The 16,873-nt window shown below is 57.4% G+C and carries 15 protein-coding genes; 9 read left to right on the top strand and 6 right to left on the bottom strand.

Going from position 1 to position 16,873, the window contains the following annotated elements; translation table 11 throughout:
- The first annotated feature begins 77 nt into the window (after window positions 1-77).
- The 3 genes from DUD43_RS15900 (at window position 78) to DUD43_RS15890 (ending at window position 1,770) form a co-directional block, all read left to right on the top strand.
- Entirely contained in the window at window positions 78-536 is a 459-nt protein-coding gene (locus tag DUD43_RS15900; protein ID WP_009460635.1) for an Lrp/AsnC family transcriptional regulator, read from the top strand.
- 99 nt (window positions 537-635) lie between these two features.
- The gene (locus DUD43_RS15895) at window positions 636-1,145 is read left to right on the top strand and encodes a hypothetical protein (RefSeq protein ID WP_042486398.1); all 510 of its coding nucleotides are present in this window, start codon (window positions 636-638) and stop codon (window positions 1,143-1,145) included.
- 76 nt (window positions 1,146-1,221) lie between these two features.
- The gene (locus DUD43_RS15890) at window positions 1,222-1,770 is read left to right on the top strand and encodes a YaeQ family protein (protein WP_153231041.1); all 549 of its coding nucleotides are present in this window, start codon (window positions 1,222-1,224) and stop codon (window positions 1,768-1,770) included.
- Here the strand turns inward: DUD43_RS15890 and DUD43_RS15885 are convergent.
- The gene (locus tag DUD43_RS15885; protein WP_045929660.1) at window positions 1,745-2,650 is read right to left on the bottom strand and encodes a LysR family transcriptional regulator; all 906 of its coding nucleotides are present in this window, start codon (window positions 2,648-2,650) and stop codon (window positions 1,745-1,747) included. The two genes, DUD43_RS15890 and DUD43_RS15885, sit on opposite strands and share 26 nt — an antisense overlap.
- 115 nt (window positions 2,651-2,765) lie before the next feature.
- Between DUD43_RS15885 and DUD43_RS15880 the strand changes: the two genes are divergently transcribed.
- The 6 genes from DUD43_RS15880 to DUD43_RS15855 all read left to right on the top strand — a co-directional run bounded on the left by DUD43_RS15880 (window position 2,766) and on the right by DUD43_RS15855 (window position 9,377).
- On the top strand, window positions 2,766-3,740 hold the full coding sequence (locus DUD43_RS15880; RefSeq protein WP_153231040.1) for a PDR/VanB family oxidoreductase: 975 nt from the start codon (window positions 2,766-2,768) through the stop codon (window positions 3,738-3,740).
- A 43-nt stretch (window positions 3,741-3,783) separates the two neighbouring features.
- The gene (locus DUD43_RS15875) at window positions 3,784-4,539 is read left to right on the top strand and encodes an SDR family NAD(P)-dependent oxidoreductase (protein WP_153231039.1); all 756 of its coding nucleotides are present in this window, start codon (window positions 3,784-3,786) and stop codon (window positions 4,537-4,539) included.
- Window positions 4,540-4,571: 32 nt separating this feature from the next.
- Window positions 4,572-5,639, top strand: coding sequence for an aromatic ring-hydroxylating oxygenase subunit alpha (locus DUD43_RS15870; protein ID WP_045929663.1), 1,068 nt, complete (start codon window positions 4,572-4,574; stop codon window positions 5,637-5,639).
- Window positions 5,636-6,445 carry an alpha/beta fold hydrolase gene (locus tag DUD43_RS15865; protein WP_153231038.1) on the top strand — a complete coding sequence of 270 codons (810 nt, stop codon included), beginning with the start codon at window positions 5,636-5,638 and terminating at the stop codon, window positions 6,443-6,445. The genes DUD43_RS15870 and DUD43_RS15865 overlap by 4 nt, the downstream gene beginning before the upstream one ends.
- Before the next feature lie 134 nt (window positions 6,446-6,579).
- Complete coding sequence (locus DUD43_RS15860; RefSeq protein WP_063691444.1) at window positions 6,580-7,968, top strand: nucleobase:cation symporter-2 family protein; 1,389 nt, start codon at window positions 6,580-6,582, stop codon at window positions 7,966-7,968.
- Between the two features lie 17 nt (window positions 7,969-7,985).
- A complete protein-coding gene (locus DUD43_RS15855) occupies window positions 7,986-9,377 on the top strand; it encodes an amidohydrolase family protein (RefSeq protein ID WP_153231037.1) in 1,392 nt (463 codons plus the stop codon).
- 821 nt (window positions 9,378-10,198) lie between these two features.
- Here DUD43_RS15855 and gltX read toward each other — a convergent pair.
- From gltX to DUD43_RS15830, 5 genes are all read right to left on the bottom strand, one after another.
- Window positions 10,199-11,608 carry a glutamate--tRNA ligase gene (gene gltX, locus DUD43_RS15850; RefSeq protein ID WP_153231036.1) on the bottom strand — a complete coding sequence of 470 codons (1,410 nt, stop codon included), beginning with the start codon at window positions 11,606-11,608 and terminating at the stop codon, window positions 10,199-10,201.
- Window positions 11,609-11,711: 103 nt separating this feature from the next.
- Entirely contained in the window at window positions 11,712-12,353 is a 642-nt protein-coding gene (locus DUD43_RS15845; RefSeq protein WP_153231035.1) for a response regulator transcription factor, read from the bottom strand.
- Window positions 12,350-13,429 carry a sensor histidine kinase gene (locus DUD43_RS15840; protein WP_153231034.1) on the bottom strand — a complete coding sequence of 360 codons (1,080 nt, stop codon included), beginning with the start codon at window positions 13,427-13,429 and terminating at the stop codon, window positions 12,350-12,352. The genes DUD43_RS15845 and DUD43_RS15840 overlap by 4 nt, the downstream gene beginning before the upstream one ends.
- Before the next feature lie 130 nt (window positions 13,430-13,559).
- Window positions 13,560-16,262 carry a magnesium-translocating P-type ATPase gene (gene mgtA / locus DUD43_RS15835; protein WP_153231033.1) on the bottom strand — a complete coding sequence of 901 codons (2,703 nt, stop codon included), beginning with the start codon at window positions 16,260-16,262 and terminating at the stop codon, window positions 13,560-13,562.
- Window positions 16,263-16,396: 134 nt separating this feature from the next.
- Window positions 16,397-16,615 carry a hypothetical protein gene (locus DUD43_RS15830; protein ID WP_153231032.1) on the bottom strand — a complete coding sequence of 73 codons (219 nt, stop codon included), beginning with the start codon at window positions 16,613-16,615 and terminating at the stop codon, window positions 16,397-16,399.
- Between the last annotated feature and the right edge of the window lie 258 nt (window positions 16,616-16,873).

Raw genomic sequence — 16,873 nt, 5'->3', positions numbered from 1 at the left:
CTGCCCTCGCTTTTTTTTGCGTTATAGTTGCGTGTATTCCCTATTCTTTGAAATGTTCATTTCGTAAATATTCAAATATGGATAAAACTGACTTAAAAATCCTGGATGCCTTGCAATTGGATGGCCGAGCCTCGGCTCAGCAGGTCTCCGAGCAGGTGGGTTTGTCCACTGCGCCCGTTTGGCGGCGCATCAAAAATCTGGAAAAAAACAAGGTTATCCAAGGCTATTATGCGCGCGTGGATCGTCGTCAGGTTGGCCTGCAAAGTTGCATGTTTACCCAGATCAGTCTGGACCGCCACTCGGGTGAAATTGTCGATAACTTCATCCGTGCCGTGCGCGATGCGCCCGAGATTCTGGAATGCCACGCCGTGACCGGCGATGCGGATTTTCTGCTGAAGATCATGGTGCCCAGCGCCGAGTCCTACGACGATTTCCTGCACCGCTTCCTGTTCAATATGCCGGGCGTGCGCCAAACCCGCACCATTGTGGCCATGCGTGAAATCAAGAATGTGACTCGCTTGCCTTTGCCACTTTGAAGCATCTTGTTATGGGGTAATACAAGCGCCTTCAGGTAGAATAATCAGGATTCGCCGGCCTGTGGTGGGTCGGTATGTACGCATGAAGGACGGGGTTTTATGACGAAGGCGAATATCTTGCGACGCACTTCCTGGGTCGCTGTGCTGGCTACAGTTTTTTTAAGCGCCTGCGCGGTTAAAGCGCCGGCTCCCGAGCCTGCTGCCCAAGCGGCTGCCAAGCCTGTCCATCCTGCATGTCAGCCTGCTGCAGCTGGAGAGCAACTGGCCGGTAACTGGCTTAGCAAGCACCGCCAGAAAGGCGTGGTTGGCGAGCTGCGTACCCTGTTCACCTTGCAAGCAGATGGTTCCATGGCCTACACCGAACAGGTCAAGCGCCCCAACAAACCATCGCAAGGCTTGAACGAAAGCGGTTGCTGGGTACGCAAGGGCAATGATTTGCAGATCAGCACGCAAGAATCCAATGGGGTCACCACCGAACCGGGCGACCCGATTTACGAAAACCACTACAACATCGTCAGCCTGACAGCCCGCAATCTGGTGCTGCGTGACCAAAGTGGTACCACTTACCGCCTGACCAGAATGTCGCCTGGCTACCGCCTGCCGTTCTGATCACTGCTGGTTTGAATGATTCCTGGCCGTCCTGGGGGCGGCCAGTTTTTTGTCTGTTTCTTTTGCTGGACGCTCCATGGCTCTGCGCGCGACGATTTATAAAGCTGAACTTAATGTGGCCGATAACGATCGGGCCTACTACGGCAGTCATACCCTGACTCTGGCCCGTCATCCTTCCGAAACCGAAGAGCGTCTGATGGTGCGTTTGCTGGCTTACGGTTTGTATGCGCAAGCGGATGAAGCCCTGAGCTTCTCGCGCGGGCTAAGCGACTCGGACGAGCCCGCCTTGTGGGAGCATGATCTGAGCGGCAATCTGCTGCATTGGCTGGAAGTGGGCCTGCCGGACGATAGACGTCTGATCAAAGCCAGTGGCCGTGCTGAAAAAGTGACGGTGCTGGCCTATGGCCGCAACGTGTCCGTCTGGTGGAGTGGCATCAAGGACAAGATCAGCCGCGCCCGCAATATACAGGTCTATGCGCTGGATGCCGCCGGGACTGACGCTTTAGCCGCCCTGGCCGAGCGTGGCATGACCATCAATCTGAATGTTCAGGACGGCACGGTCTGGGCCAGCAGCGACAAGGGCGAAGCCACCATTGAGCTTAGCCACCTGAATGCTGCCGCTTGATGTGAGCCAGCAGCTCGCTACGAAATAAAGTAGCCGCCGGAGCCAAAGAGCGCTGACGCAGTTGCAGCAGGCTTACTTGCCGGGGCAGCACCGGGGCCTTCAAGGGACGAAATATAATTTGCGCGGCCTCGGGCAGGCTTTGAGTGTTGGCCGGCAGGATCGCCAGCCCCAAACCATGCCTGACCATGCTGAGCACCGTGGTGTGCAAGGACACTTCGTGCACCTGCGGAAAGCGTATATCCAAAGCCGTCAATTGCCTTTGTATGGCCTGACCCAAAGGGCTGTGCGAGGACAAGGCAATAAAAGGATGGGCGGCCAGATCATGCCAGCGTATTTGCGCCTTGGCCGTTAGTGGATGATGGTGGGGCAGCAGGGCCTGATACTGGTCCTGCATCACCGGATGCGCTTCAATCGTGTCGGGCCGATTCCAGTCCGTACCCAAACCAAAATCAATAGGCTCCTGCTCCAGACGGCGGCTGATGTCCTGCTCTGCCATATCCAGCAACTCCACCCGAATGCCGGGATAGCGCTGCTGAAACAGGGCAATAAATGGAATCAGCAAGCTGGAGGACAAAACCGTGCCACTGGCAATGGACACGCGGCCACGTTGATGGCTGGTCAACTCCTTGGAATGGCGCACGGCCTCTTCTACCTCGGCCAGTACGCGCCGTGCTGTACCCAACAACTCCTGACCCGGTTCGCTGAGCACCACTTTGCGGGTGTGCCGATCGAACAGCCGCAGCCCGGTCTGGGACTCCAGTTCCCGAATCAACATGCTTAATGCCGATTGGGTAACGTGCAGATTGCGCGCTGCCTGAGTGAACTGGCCCGCTTCCGCCACAGCGACAAAAGCACGAAGTTGTCTGAGGGTTATATTCATCAGATTATCTTACTAATAAATAAAATAAATTCAATTGTTTTATCAAATCGCGGGTGCTTAAATGTTTTCCATAGACCGCAGCGGGGGCTGCAAAGGTCAGATAAGAAAAGGAGGCATGAGCATCATGAAATCCTGGATACGCAGCATACGCATCGAGGCCGAGGGCATCCGTTCACTGGAGCTCTGTCCACAGGAAGGCCGCTTCCCAACTGTGGAGGCGGGGGCCCATATCGATGTGCATTTGCCAGGGGGCCTGGTTCGGCAGTACTCGCTGCTGGCCGGAAGCCACGAAGGGCAGTACCGGATTGGCGTCAGTCTGGACCCGGCCAGCCGGGGTGGCTCGCGTGCAGTTCATCAGGCCTTGAACGTGGGCGATGCGCTGGAAATTTCCGAGCCTCGCAATCTGTTCAAGCTGGATGAAAGCCAGGCAGCGACCAGTGTCCTGCTGGCAGGAGGCATAGGCATCACGCCTATTCACGCCATGGCACAACGTCTGCAAGCCTTGGGCCAGCCCTGGCATCTTTTTTACTGTGTGCGCAGTCGCCACCGGGCCGCTTTTCTGGACGAACTTCAACAATTAGAAGCGAACAGCCAAGGTCTGGGACGGCTGGATGTCCTGATCGAAGACGAAATGAATGGTGCGCGCATGGATATGGACGCCGCACTGGCTCCTTATAAAAGCCAGGGTAGCCATTTCTATTGCTGTGGCCCGGCGGGTATGTTGCAGGCCTACAAGCAGGCCTGTGCCGATCTGCCTGATCAACAGGTGCATTTCGAATACTTCGCGGCGGCGCCTGTTGCGGCTGCCGATCAGGGCGAGGACAGCGCGTTCACCGTTCATCTGGCTCGTACCGGCGGCTCCATTGAAGTCCCGGCAGGCCGCAGCATCCTGGAATGTCTGCTGGATCAGGGCATACGGGTGTATTGCTCCTGCCGCGAAGGGATTTGCGGGTCCTGTGAAACCAAAGTCCTGTCGGGCACGCCCGAACACCGCGACCACGTCCTGAGCGAACAAGAACGGGCCGCATCTGAAAGCATGATGATTTGTGTCTCCCGCAGTCGCGGCGAGGCACTGACGCTGGATTTATAAGAGCAGGGCGCAAACGACGCCCACATACGGAGGAGATAGGAAAATGAATGCTTCATTGAAAGGCAGGACGGTTATCGTCACCGGAGCCGGTGGGCAGATTGGCCTGGCGTACTGCGATGCCTTGATCGAGCAGGGTGCAAATCTGGTGATGGCCGACCTGGGTGACTTAAGCGACAAGGCTCGGCAGTACTGTGAGCAGGGCGGCAAAGCCATTGCCGTTCAGGTGGACGTGTCCAATAACGACCAGACCCAGGCCATGGCCAAAGCGGCTCTGGATGCCTTCGGTTCTATCGACGGCATTATCAATAACGCCGGTTTTTTCCGCGGCTGTACCTTTGGCTCCCTGATGGATATTCCTGCCGAGGAATGGGATCGCTGCTACGCCATCAATGTGCGTGGGCTGTGGCAGTGCTGCAAAGCCGTGATTCCGGCCATGAAGCAGCAAGGCGGCGGCAAGATCATCAATGTGTCTTCCAACACCCCCTACAAGGGCGTGCCCAACTTCCTGCACTACGTCTCGTCCAAGGCGGCGGTGGTGGGTATGAGCCGTGCCATGGCACGCGAAGTGGGGGCGTTCAATATTCAGGTCAACACCTTGTGCCCGGATCTGATTCCCGACGCGGGCATTACCGCTACCCAGGGGGATGAAGCCGACCGCCGCACCGTGGCGGGACGCTGCCTGCAACGCACCCAAACGCCAGAAGACATGGTGGGGGCCGCCCTGTTCCTGTTGGGCAGCGGCTCGGACTTTGTGACGGGGCAGAGCCTGCTGGTGAACGGCGGCGCGCATTTTCTGTAAACAGAATCAGCTGGAATTTTCAGGAGTAGACCATGACAGTCATGAATGAGGTGCCGATGATCCAGGCCCGTCATCCACAGGAACAGAGCAATCCCCTGTATCGCGCACTGGCGCATTTCTGGCACCCCGTGGCCTATAGCAGCCAGGTTCTGGACAAGCCCTTTGGCGCGCGTTTGCTGGGTCAGGATCTGGTGCTGGCACGCTTGAATGGCGAGCTGGTTGCCATGGATAGCCGTTGTCCGCATAAGGGGACCAATCTGGCCTTGGGCGAAATTGTCGATGCCACGATCGAGTGCCCCTATCATGGCTGGCGCTTCGATGCCCAAGGCGAGTGCGTGCGCATTCCGGCTCGTGAAGAGCTGACCTGTGCCATGCGGGTCAATGTGAAACGCTTTAACGTCACCGAGTCGGGTGGCATCGTCTGGGTTGCGCTGGAAACACCGCAAATGCCGGTGCCGGTCTTTCCTGAAATGAACGATCCCAGCTACCGGGTCCTGCAAGGCAAGACCTACGACTGGCGCACCAGCTCGCCGCGCCGTCTGGAAAACTTTGTGGACTTCAGTCACTTTGCCTACGTGCATGATGGCACCATTGGCAGCCGGGACAATCCACGGGTGGAAGCCGTTAAAGTCTGGCGCGAAGAGCATGTCCTGCGCTTTGATCGCAGCGGCGTGAAAGAGCCCGGTGTAGGCTTGAAGAAAAAACTGCTGGGTATTGAAGAGGAGCTGATCGAGCCGGTGAACGAATACCACGTCACCATGCCGCACACCGTGCATTTGAAGCGCACCTTTCCCAACGGCAAGCGTTATGTGCTGCTGATGGCAGCCTGTCCGGTGGACGAATTTACCACCCGCAGTTTCTGGTGGCAGGCGCGCGATTTTGGGACTGAGCCTATGTACGATGACTTCTTCATGGACTTTGAGGACGAGGTGCTGGGCCAGGACAAACCCATCATCGAATCACAGCGGCCCTTGTGGATCAATCTGCAGGGCGATCAGCCCCAGGAACGTGAGACACCTGTGCGGGGTGCGGATATTGTCACGGTGGAATATCGCCGCTGGCTTAATGACCTGGTCGCGCAGGTCGAGAGCTTGCGATGAGCCAATCCATCTACGTACAGGGCGGCGCAGGTTTGCTGCACGCCCGTCAGTACGGCGCTATCCGTACCGCACAGGTGCCCCTGATCGTGATGCATGGCGTAACCGGCCATGCGGGGCTTTGGCATCACGTGGCCACCGCCTTGTCGCAGAACCGGGCAGTGATCGCCCTGGACATGCGCGGACATGGTTTAAGTGACTGGTGTGCGCAGCAGGACTATGCCACACCGGCGCATGTGCAGGATCTGGCTTGCCTGCTGGAGGCATTGGGTCAACCCCAATACGATCTGGCCGGTTTGTCCTGGGGGGGCTTGGTCGGCCTGCAGTACGCGGCCCGTTATCCGGAACGGGTCCGCCGATTGGCAGTGCTGGATGTCGAACCCAGTTTTACGCAAAGCGAGCACGAAGTGATGGCACGACCGGCGAATTTCCCCAGTCGTGCTGCGGTGATGGAGTACGAGCGCAAAGCCAACCCGCAAGCACCGCAGTCCTTGCTGCAGTTGTTTGCCTACGAGTCCGTCAACCAGGTGGACCTGGACTTGTGGCAGCGGCGGCACGACCCGTATTTTTTGAGGCGCTGGCCATTTCGCAATGACGATGTCTGGGCGCAGCTGGAGGAGCTGCGCTGCCCGACCTTGTTATTGCATGGCGAACGCAGCTTTGTGCGTCTGGCCATCATGCAGGAAATGCACGATCGCTTGCGGCAGGCGGCAGGCTTGTACGAGCTGCCGGATACCGGTCACTTGCTGCCACTGGAGGCACCTGAACCAGTAGCCGCCTATTTGGAGGAATTTCTGACAGCAGATTGACAATAGATGCCCCTGGGTCCTGCACCGGCAGGGGCATTTTTATAGAGCGGCCCGGACAGGCAATAAGGGGGACGGCGCCGCTACCCGATGTACTGAGTAAAAAAATAACGGGAAAAAGATGAGGAGACAAACCTATGAACACCCGTCAGATTCAGGACAGTATTGACGAGCGGCTGCCTGTCGGACGCTCTTTCTTGTTTGGTTTGCAGCATGTGCTGGTCATGTATGCCGGTGCGGTTACCGTACCCTTGATTCTGGGCAGTGCCCTGGGTTTAAGCCAGGAAGACATTGCCATTCTGATCAATGCAGACCTGTTGTGCTGTGGAATCATTTCCATCATTCAATCCATGGGGGTAGGGCGCTGGGTAGGGATACGCCTGCCCGTCATGATGGGTATTTCCTTTGCCGGGATTGCCCCCATGATCGCCATCGGGCTGACACCCGGTATGGGCCTGCCCGCCTTGTACGGCGCCATTATTGCGGCCGGTTTCATCGCCGTGCTGATGGTGCCCTTGATTATTCGCCTGCTATGGCTTTTCCCACCCTTGGTAACGGGAACGACACTGGTGTCGCTGGGCGTAGGTCTGTTTGGTGTAGCGATTACCTGGGCGGGGGGCGGACATGGCGCGAAAGACTTTGGCAGTCTGGTGTACCTGGGCATTGCGGGGACCGTGCTGCTGGTGACCTTGCTGGTCGCACGATTTGGTCGCGGCTTTTTTGGCAGCATCGCCGTGCTGGTGGGCTTGGCGGCGGGCATGATACTGGCCATTCTGATGGGGCGTGTCACCGTAGAAGGGCTGGACCAACTGCCCTGGATTGAGCTGGTGACGCCGTTCCACTTCGGCATGCCCACCTTTTCCTTTAGTGCCACCTTCACCATGTTGCTGGTCGTGATTGTGACCATGGTGGAAGCCATCGGCCTGTTCTACGCCCTGGCTGTGATCTTGAACCGCCCACTGAGTCACGAGGACTTTGCTCGTGGTCTGCGCGCCGATGCCTTGGGTGCGGTGATCGGTGGCGTATTCAATACCTTTCCATACTCCTCTTACGCACAAAACATCGGCCTGATTGGAGTGACCGGCGTGCGCAGCCGCTACGTCTGTCTGGTCGCGGGCCTGATCCTGATTGTTCTGGGACTGGTACCGCGTATAGCTCACGTCGTAGCCCTGGTTCCGCACTACGTGCTGGGGGGCGCAGCCATTGTGATGTTTGGCATGGTGGCCGCCTCTGGCGTGCGTATCTTGCAGACCGTAGACTTCAAGAACAACAAACACAACACCTTCATCTTTGCGATCAGCCTGGGCGTGGGCTTGATTCCCGCCGTCGCTCCCACCTTCTTTGACCAGTTCCCGGAATACCTGATCCCCTTATTGCATAGCGGGGTGCTGTTGACCGTGATCTCATCGGTGGTGCTGAATCTGTTTTTCAACGGAACCAGTGGCCGGCAACACACAGAAGAGCTGGTGATGGAAACACAGGAAGAGACGCCCCTGAGCGTCGTGCGGGTAACACCGCAAGGATAAGAAACAGGAGACAGACAATGACAAGCCAATTGTGCGATATCGTGATTCACGCAGGCAAAGTGGTCACCATGAACGACCAGAACGAGGTCCTGGAAAACGGCGTTGTAGCCATCAGCGGCAATCGAATCTGTGCCGTGGGTCAGGCTCAGGACATGCAGCATTGGCAGGGAAGAAAAACCATCCATGCCCCCATGCAGGCCCTGATCCCTGGCTTGATCGATACGCATAACCACCTGTTCCAACTGGCTGGGCGCGGTTTGGGCGATGGCATGGCTCTGTGGCAATGGCTGGGTGAGTTCATGCTGCCACTAGCTGCTGATATCCGCCCACAAGAAGCGCTGGCCGCCGTAAGCCTGGGCGCACTGGAAGCCGCCTCATCCGGTGTGACCACCGTGCTGGACAACCACTACGCTCCCGCAGATCCGGAAACGACCATTGCCGTAGCCCAGGCACTGCAAGACACCGGCCTGCGCGGCATCGTGGCCCGAGGCATGTTCGGCCCCTTCACCCCGGTCGCCCGCGACAACGGATTGCAGGACACCCTGTTTCGCCACAGCGTAAAACACGAGCTGGATACCATGCAGGAGTGTTTGAGCAACTGGCAACAAGGCCGTGTGCAAATCTGGCCATCGCCCATCAACATCATCTACAACGACCTGGACCTGGTGCTGGGTTCTGCGGAGATGGCTCGTAAATTCGACGTGCGCTGGCAAACCCACTGCTCAGAAGCGCCCGTAGACCCGGATATCTTCCAGAAAGCATACGGCGCACGCCCCTTTCGCTGGCTGGACGAACAAGGCTGGATGAACGAACGAGCCGGATTTGCCCATGCCATCTGGATGGACGACGACGAAATCGAGCGCGCCGGCCGCGCCGGATGCAGCATCGCCCACAACCCCATGTCCAACGAATATCTGGCCTCCGGCCCCATCCGCCTGAAAGAACTGCTGGAAGCCGGAGTGCGCATAGGACTGGGTGCAGACGGAGCCGCAGGCCACCAGGTCGACCTGTTCCAGATCATGCGCCAAGCCGTCTACGTCCAACGTTTGGCACGCCTGGACCCACAAGCCAGCAACGCCCAGGACGCCTTCTGGCTGGCCACCCGAGGTGGCGCAGAAATGCTGGGCATAGATGCCGGCCAACTGAGCGAAGGCAAACTGGCCGACATGGCGTTGGTCAACCTGGACCAACCCCACCTGAGCCCCTGTTTCGACGTGGTCGCCAGCCTGGTCTACTGTGCCAGCGGCCGCGACGTCACCATGACCATCGTGAATGGCCAGGTCATTTACGAAAACGGCGAAAGCCAATGCGTCTCCAAACAAGAAGTCGTGGCCAAAGCAAGAGAACATTGCACCGCCTTGATTAGCCGCCTGGGAGTCCTGAAACCAGCGGGCCTGATGCCAGCCTAAAAAAACGGATAAAAAAAAACCGACACAAAAGAGTAGAAGGGGAAGAGGGCCAAAGGCCGAGGGGCAAACCCCCTCGGCCTTTGTTTTATGGGCCTGAAGCCAATACATATAGGCCCCACACGATGAGGAGAAACTGAACTCCTAAAGATAGAGCTGGCTTTTACCTTGATCCCGACCTTTAGTGAGAGAGTCACTAATAACTCTTTCCATAGCCATAACTTTTTGAGTCGCTGGGTTGCCTGTTGCCTGCGGCTTGTTGTTGGTGGTGCTCCACTCAGATGGGGTCAAGGCAGTCGAAACAGGTTTTAAATTTGCTTTTCCCTCCGACCTCTTCGGTTTCTCAAGCGCGCCCAACCCCGTTCAACTCAAAAGAGTTCCTTGGTAAACAGTCTCTGGAATCTGAAGCAATTCTGAGTCGTTCGAGTGGGTGGTGCTCTGGCGGGGCGATTCAGATGGCTTGCCGCGGGCGAGTGATTGCGTAGGGATGCAAGCGACCTGCTGTTTGAGCCGGGCGTTTGTACTTGGTCCGGGGGACCAAGTACCCGGCGAGTTCAGGTCGCGCCCGTAGCAATCACTCGACAAGGGTACCGGTGCGCAGCACCGGCAAGCTATCAGCCCAGCCGGAGCACCACCCACTTGAACGACGTCTTCAGAGCGCCTTCCTTCAATCCAGAGGCGGTACCAGGCCTCCCATGGTGTCCACAACCGTTCCCACTTAAGCCCCAGGCGAAACATTGATCAAACCCGTATTCCGCACAACAAAGCACAAAACAAAAAGGGCATCTCATTCGAGATGCCCTTCAACTACCGATCTATAACTCTTACAACCCAGCCAAACGTCCCAAAACCTTATCGCGTCCAACTAAAGCCAGCACAGCATCCACCGCAGGCGTCTGCTTCTGCCCCGTCACAGCTACCCGTAAAGGAATAGCCAACTTGGGCATCTTGACCTCATGATCAGCCAGAACCTGCTTGATCAAAGCAGCCAGATTCTCCGTATTCCACTGCGGCAAGCTAATCGCCTTGCTGGCAAAGTCCCGCAGCAAAACACGTGCTTCCGGCGTCAAGACCTCGGCCATCAGCTCATCGCTGGCAGGCTCGAAAGGACGGCAGAACAACAACGCACCTTCAGCCAGCTGATTCAAAGTCTCGGCACGGTCTTTCAACAAACCCATGATGCCGGGCAAATCCTGACCATCCGTCTTGCCACCCAAAGCCTCAATACGCGGAGCCACACGCTCGGCCAGATTCGCATTGTCGCTGGCCTTGATGTAATGGGCATTCACCCAGTTCAACTTCTTGGGGTCCCACTGCGAAGCCGACTTGCTCAGACTGCGCGTATCAAACCATTCCACCAACTGCTCGCGAGTGAACAGCTCGTCATCACCGTGACTCCAGCCTAAACGAGCCAGATAATTGATCATGGCTTCAGGCAGATAACCATCCTTGTCGTAATCCATGATGCTGACCGCGCCATGGCGCTTGGACAGCTTCTCGCCATCAGGGCCCAGAATCATGGGCACGTGACCGTACTCAGGCAAGGTAGCGCCCAAAGCCTGCAAAATCACAATTTGACGTGGCGTGTTGTTCACGTGATCGTCACCGCGAATCACATGAGTGATCGCCATATCCCAATCGTCCACCACCACGCAGAAGTTGTACGTAGGCGTGCCATCAGGACGGGCAATGACCAGATCGTCCAGCTCGCTGTTATCAAAGCTGATGCGGCCCTTCACCATATCGTCCCAGCTGGTTGCGCCGGACTGCGGGCTCTTGAAACGAACCACAGGCTTGCGGTCAGCCGGGATGGCAGGCAATTGCTTGCCAGCCTCAGGACGCCAGGTGCCATCGTAACGAGGCTTCAAGCCTTGCACACGCGCTTTCTCGCGCATGGCTTCCACTTCCTCGGGGCTGCTGTAGCAGTAATAGGCATGGCCGTCTTTCAGCAACTGGGCGATGACCTCGCGGTAACGATCCATGCGCTGCATCTGGTAGAACGGACCTTCATCCGCATCCAGCCCCAACCATTGCATACCATCCAGAATGCCTTGCACCGCCTCGGGGGTGGAACGCTCCAGATCCGTATCCTCAATACGCAGCACAAAAGTGCCTTGATGATGACGGGCAAAAGCCCAGGAGAATAGTGCAGTGCGCGCGCCGCCCAGGTGCAGATAACCAGTGGGCGAGGGGGCAAAACGGGTGCGGATGACGTTGGAAGTAGACGTGCTCATAACTTGTGTGTGGCCTTGACCTTTGGAAGCCCGCATACGGGACCGAATCTGCGTATTTTAACCCAGCGCGCCAACTAGGAAAGAACCGCCGCGCAGAAGTGTCCTAATGGCCGCTTTCCGTATTGAGCTGATCGAACTGACGTACCAACTCCGCCAGCGAACCGGCCTGCATTTTTTGCATTACACGGGCACGGCGAACCTTGACGGTCACTTCCTTCACATCCAGTTCGGCGGCGATCTGCTTGTTCAGCAGGCCTTGCACCACGCGCATGAACACATCGCGCTCGCCCGCGTTCAGGCTGTCCCAGCGTTGCTGCAAAGTCAGCCGGGTCTTGGCCGCCTCCTTGCGCTGCGCATCGGCGGCCAGAGCCGATTGCACGGCATCAATCAGATCCTGATCCACAAAAGGCTTGGTCAGAAAATCCCAGGCACCATGCTTGATGGCCTTGACCGCCATATGAATATCGCCGTGGCCGGTAATAAAGATGACCGGCATGTGCAGTCCGCGCGACTCCATCTGCAAATGAAAGTCCGTGCCGCTTTGCTCGGGCATGCGCACATCCAGCACCAGACAGGCGGGGGCCTCGGATAAGGGATGCGCCAGAAAGTCCCGCGTGGAAGCAAAACTCAGTGCGTTCAAGCCTACGCTGGCCAGCAAATCGTCCAGGGCCGCGCGAACGGAAGGGTCATCATCAATGATGTAGACGGTGGGCGTGTTCAGAGAGGAATCCAGATTGTCTGTCATGGCGCCAAAGGTAAGGTGAAATGAAAGGCAGCACCGCCATCGGCCTGGTCAGTGGCCCAGATATGGCCGTTATTGGCATCAATAATGGTGCGGCTTATGGTCAGACCCAGACCCAGGCCGGTTGCCTTGGTGGTCCAGAAAGTATCAAACAATTGGGACAGCTGCGTGCCCGACAAGCCAGGACCATTGTCCTTGATGGAAAACAGCACCTTGTTGGCTTGCGGCTTGTCGCCAGGCAAAAGGCTGGTTTCTATCGTGATATGAGCCGCATGGTAGTCCGAGGGAGGTGACAGGGCTTCAATGGCATTGAGCAGCAAATTGGCCATCACCTGCTGAACCTGAACCCGGTCGGCAAAGACCTGGGGCAGATCGGACTGCAAGGCCAGACGCAGATCAATATGCTGACGTCGCATCTCGCCACCGGACAGGCTAAGCAGCTCGGTCAGGGCCAGGTTCAAATCAAAAGCGCTGCTGGTAGGCGCTTCGTTCCGGGTAATGCTGCGCACCCGGTCCAGCACATCTTTGGCACGCTGCGCGTCGTAAACAATCCGCTTCGCGGCAGCTTGTGCCTTTTCTACATTAGGAGGCGAGGCTTCCAGCCAGCGCTGACAGGCACCCGCGCTGCTATTGATGGCGGCCAAAGGCTGGCTGACCTCATGGGCAATCGAGGTGCTGAGCTGACCCAAAGTAGTCAAACGGGACAGGCGCAGCAAATGCTCGCGTGTCTCATGAGCCGCGGCCTGCACGGACTTGAGTTTCAGCCCCAGATACGAGGTGATGGCGATGGCAATAATGCTGATGCCGGTATTGATCAGGCCCACATCGTAGTCACCTGCGCGGGTCAGCAGAAAGCTGACCACGGTCAGCACCATGCTGATGGTGGTCAGAGCAACGACTTGCCGGGCCGACAAAAACCGAATCGCTATCAGCAGCAGCGGTGTATGAAAGACCGCGGCGGCGATAGCGTAGTTGGTGAGGGTATCGGCAATAAAGACCAGCGCCATCAGGATGCAAATGCCGGTCAGGGCCAGGGCTCGGTACGTTTTGCTCGATAGGAAGCGAAGGGGTGGTTTCATGTCTGTCGTGTATGGGCCAGGCTGCAGGATCGTGTCTGTAGTGTGGCCATCATATACCCGAGGTTCTTTCAGCATGTGCGTCGAGGCCTGGGCCCCCGAAAGGACTTCCGGGAGTACAGGCCTGTCAGACTTAGAACCACTGGCCAAAGCGGCGGATGTACAGCATTTTCATACCCTGTGCGACCAGGCAGTAAGCCAGCAAGGTGCCGACCAGCCAAGGGAAGTATTCCCAAGGCAGAGGCTGCAGGCCGACCATGGCGCCCACGCCGGAGAAGGGCAGGTAAATACCCAGTGCGGCGATCAGAAGGGTCATCAGCATCACAGGCAGGGCGGCGGTGCTTTGGATGAAGGGGATCTTTTGCGTACGCAGCATGTGAACAACCAGGGTCTGCGAGAGCAAGCCTTCAATAAACCAGCCGGACTGGAACAGCGATTGCAGCTCAGGTGTATTGGCGCCAAACACGTACCACATCAAGACAAAGGTACTGATGTCAAAGATGGACGAGGTAGGGCCAATCCAGATCATGAAGCGGCCAATATTCTTGGCATCCCATTTACGGGGTTTGCGCAGAAAGTCCTTGTCCATGCGGTCCCAGGGCAAAGCCAGTTGGGAGATATCGTAGAGCAGGTTTTGAATCAGCAAGTGGATGGCCAACATGGGCAGAAAGGGGATGAAAGCACTGGCCACCAGCACCGAGAACACATTGCCAAAGTTGGAGCTGGCCGTCATGTTCAGGTACTTGATGATGTTGCCAAAGGTCTCGCGCCCTTTGATTACGCCTTCTTCCAGCACCAGCAGGTTCTTTTCCAGCAGGATGATGTCTGCCGATTCCTTGGCAATATCCGTACCGCTATCCACCGAAATACCCACGTCAGCATCGCGCAGGGCGGGAGCGTCGTTGATGCCGTCACCCAGAAAACCGACAGTGTGACCATTGGCCTGCAAGGCCTTCAGAACACGCGATTTTTGCAGGGGAGTGAGCTTGGCAAAAACTGAGTGACGTTCGACAGCGCAACGCAAATCGGGGTCTTGCATCAGCTCGATTTCAGGCCCGAGCAAAGGTTTGCCGGGCTCCAGGCCCACTTCACGGCAGATCTTCGCGGTAATGATTTCGTTATCGCCGGTCAGCACTTTCACGGCCACACCGTGCTCGGTCAGGGCGGCAATCGCTTGGGCAGCACTTTCTTTGGGTGGGTCCAGGAAAGTCAGCAAACCTTGCACGGTCATCTCGCATTCGTCCTGGGCTTCGTAACGGCTCTTGGCCTGTGCGACAGGAATGCTGCGAGTGGCGATCAGCAAGACACGGAAGCCGTCCGAGTTGTAGCGGTAAGCCATTTTCAGCAGACGGGCGCGCTGCTCGGTATCCAGTGGCAAGCGTTGATCACCGTCTTGCACGTGGGTGGCGATGCTGAGCATTTCTTCTACCGCACCCTTGCAGACCATGAGCTGTTCGCCCTGCGGATCTTGCACGACAACCGACAGGCGACGACGCACAAAGTCAAAAGGCAGTTCGTCGATCTTGCGGTAGGAGCCAATGGCTTGCAGGGCAGAGGGAGTTTTCTCTGCAAAGCGCAGTACGGCCTGATCCATCAGGTTCTTCACGCCGCTTTGGTGCAGGCTGTTGAGCAGGGCCAGTTCCAGGATGCGCGGGCTGTTGCGATCGTCCAGACCCAGATGGTGTTCCAGAATAATGCGATCTTGTGTCAGAGTGCCGGTCTTGTCGGTACACAGCACGTCCATGGCACCAAAGTTCTGGATTGCGTTCAGACGTTTGACCACCACCTTGTTCTTGGCCATGGCCACCGCGCCTTTGGCCAGGTTGGAGGACACAATCATGGGCAGCATTTCAGGGGTCAAACCGACCGCCACGGCCAGTGCGAACAGGAATGCTTCGGTCCAGTCGCCTTTGGAAAAACCGTTGATCAGCAGCACGATAGGCACCATGACCAGCATGAAACGAATCAGCAGCCAGCTGACGCTGTTCACGCCACGATCAAATGCAGTTTCAGCGCGCGAACCGACAATGGCTTTGGCCAGCGATCCAAAGTAGGTCTTGGCGCCAGTGGCAACAACGACGGCCGTGGCCGTGCCGCTGACCACGTTGGTGCCCATAAAGCACATATTGTTCTGCTCCAGCACACCGGCCTGGGAGCTGGATGCCGAGGCGCTCTTGCTGCTGACTGCGCTGAAAACATCGTACTTTTCGACAGGCAGGGCTTCACCTGTCAGGGCAGCCTGGCTGACGAACAAGTCGCGGGACTCTATCAAGCGCAGGTCTGCCGGGATCATGTCGCCAGCGGACAGGCGCACAATATCGCCGGGCACGATCTGGCTCATGGGGATTTCGCGCATGACCGTGGCGCTGGACACGGTAGAGCGTCGTTGCACGCTGGCGGTGGTACGCACCATGGCTTTCAGGGCCTGGGCGGCTTTGCCGGAGCGGTATTCCTGCCAGAAGCGCAGCAGGCCGCTCAGGGTGACCATGACCACAATAATCAGCACGCCGGTGTAGTCCACTTCTTCGCCCGAGCGCATGGGCAAAATAATGTCAGTGACCGCACTGACGGCGGCCAGCACCATCAGGACCGCAATAAAAGGGTTTTTAAAGGCCAGAGCCAATTGAATCAGAGCGTGGGCGGGCTTGTCCCGGGCGACCTCGTTAGGGCCGTATTCGGTCAGGCGGCTCAAGGCCTCGGCGTCGGTCAGGCCGTTCAGATTGGCCTGCACAGCGGCCAGTGTCGTCTCCAGGCTAAGCCCGGTTTCGGTGGCCGTGCGCAGTTTGGCGTCGTTGTCCACTGAGCGCAGTGGCGGACGTTGTTGTTGAATGCTCATGTAATGCTCCTGGGGTACAGGCGTGACAGTGCCGTCCATTCCGGGGGATGGACGCAGCAGGTCCTGCCGACCTGTTTCAGAGTCGGCAAACTAAAGGTAAGAACAAGCGGATTTAGTAAGCGTCAGGCCAGCGCTTAGTGGCTGGGCAAGGTGCAGCGCCACACTCGCGCTGAGGGTGGTTTGTCACTGTCTGCAATCCAGTGGATTTCTGGTTTGCGACTGGCCGTGTTGATACGCCAGGCAATAGCGGGGCGGCGGCTGGGGGCAGCGCGCTCGCGAGGGCAATGTGTGGCAAGATGCGATCCCGACGAGGTCAGGGCCCGGATCGGTCCAGTATGAATAATGCGGTGCATGGTTGACTCCTGATCGTGCTGCGCAAGCCACATCAGCAGACAACCCGGAGGGTCAGTAGTGTCTGAGGGGCCTGTGCAGCATATTTCTTCGACTGTCGTCGCTGGACATAGTGTGTTTTTTCCTGTCAGAGAGAACGAAAGGTCCTGCTTTCCGAACGGGTGTTATTTTACGGCTTGCAAGCCGCTTTGCGACTGGCTTTGCGCCGTTTTTGCCCAGGCATTGGCGTATGGTCTCTATACGAAAGTATATGAATGACC

This window comes from Alcaligenes faecalis, assembly GCF_009497775.1.
Classification (GTDB): domain Bacteria; phylum Pseudomonadota; class Gammaproteobacteria; order Burkholderiales; family Burkholderiaceae_B; genus Alcaligenes; species Alcaligenes faecalis_D.
This window is presented reverse-complemented; position numbering and strand designations above follow the sequence as displayed.

What these genes read in the sequence shown, in the direction of transcription:
- DUD43_RS15865 (WP_153231038.1), top strand. Translation starts at nt 5,636, where the DNA reads ATGAGCCAATCCATCTACGTACAGGGCGGCGCAGGTTTGCTGCACGCC.
- DUD43_RS15855 (WP_153231037.1), top strand. Translation starts at nt 7,986, where the DNA reads ATGACAAGCCAATTGTGCGATATCGTGATTCACGCAGGCAAAGTGGTC.
- mgtA (WP_153231033.1), bottom strand. Translation starts at nt 16,262, where the DNA reads ATGAGCATTCAACAACAACGTCCGCCACTGCGCTCAGTGGACAACGAC.
- DUD43_RS15840 (WP_153231034.1), bottom strand. Translation starts at nt 13,429, where the DNA reads ATGAAACCACCCCTTCGCTTCCTATCGAGCAAAACGTACCGAGCCCTG.
- DUD43_RS15890 (WP_153231041.1), top strand. Translation starts at nt 1,222, where the DNA reads ATGGCTCTGCGCGCGACGATTTATAAAGCTGAACTTAATGTGGCCGAT.
- DUD43_RS15900 (WP_009460635.1), top strand. Translation starts at nt 78, where the DNA reads ATGGATAAAACTGACTTAAAAATCCTGGATGCCTTGCAATTGGATGGC.
- DUD43_RS15885 (WP_045929660.1), bottom strand. Translation starts at nt 2,650, where the DNA reads ATGAATATAACCCTCAGACAACTTCGTGCTTTTGTCGCTGTGGCGGAA.
- DUD43_RS15860 (WP_063691444.1), top strand. Translation starts at nt 6,580, where the DNA reads ATGAACACCCGTCAGATTCAGGACAGTATTGACGAGCGGCTGCCTGTC.
- DUD43_RS15895 (WP_042486398.1), top strand. Translation starts at nt 636, where the DNA reads ATGACGAAGGCGAATATCTTGCGACGCACTTCCTGGGTCGCTGTGCTG.
- DUD43_RS15880 (WP_153231040.1), top strand. Translation starts at nt 2,766, where the DNA reads ATGAGCATCATGAAATCCTGGATACGCAGCATACGCATCGAGGCCGAG.
- DUD43_RS15845 (WP_153231035.1), bottom strand. Translation starts at nt 12,353, where the DNA reads ATGACAGACAATCTGGATTCCTCTCTGAACACGCCCACCGTCTACATC.
- DUD43_RS15870 (WP_045929663.1), top strand. Translation starts at nt 4,572, where the DNA reads ATGACAGTCATGAATGAGGTGCCGATGATCCAGGCCCGTCATCCACAG.
- DUD43_RS15830 (WP_153231032.1), bottom strand. Translation starts at nt 16,615, where the DNA reads ATGCACCGCATTATTCATACTGGACCGATCCGGGCCCTGACCTCGTCG.
- gltX (WP_153231036.1), bottom strand. Translation starts at nt 11,608, where the DNA reads ATGAGCACGTCTACTTCCAACGTCATCCGCACCCGTTTTGCCCCCTCG.
- DUD43_RS15875 (WP_153231039.1), top strand. Translation starts at nt 3,784, where the DNA reads ATGAATGCTTCATTGAAAGGCAGGACGGTTATCGTCACCGGAGCCGGT.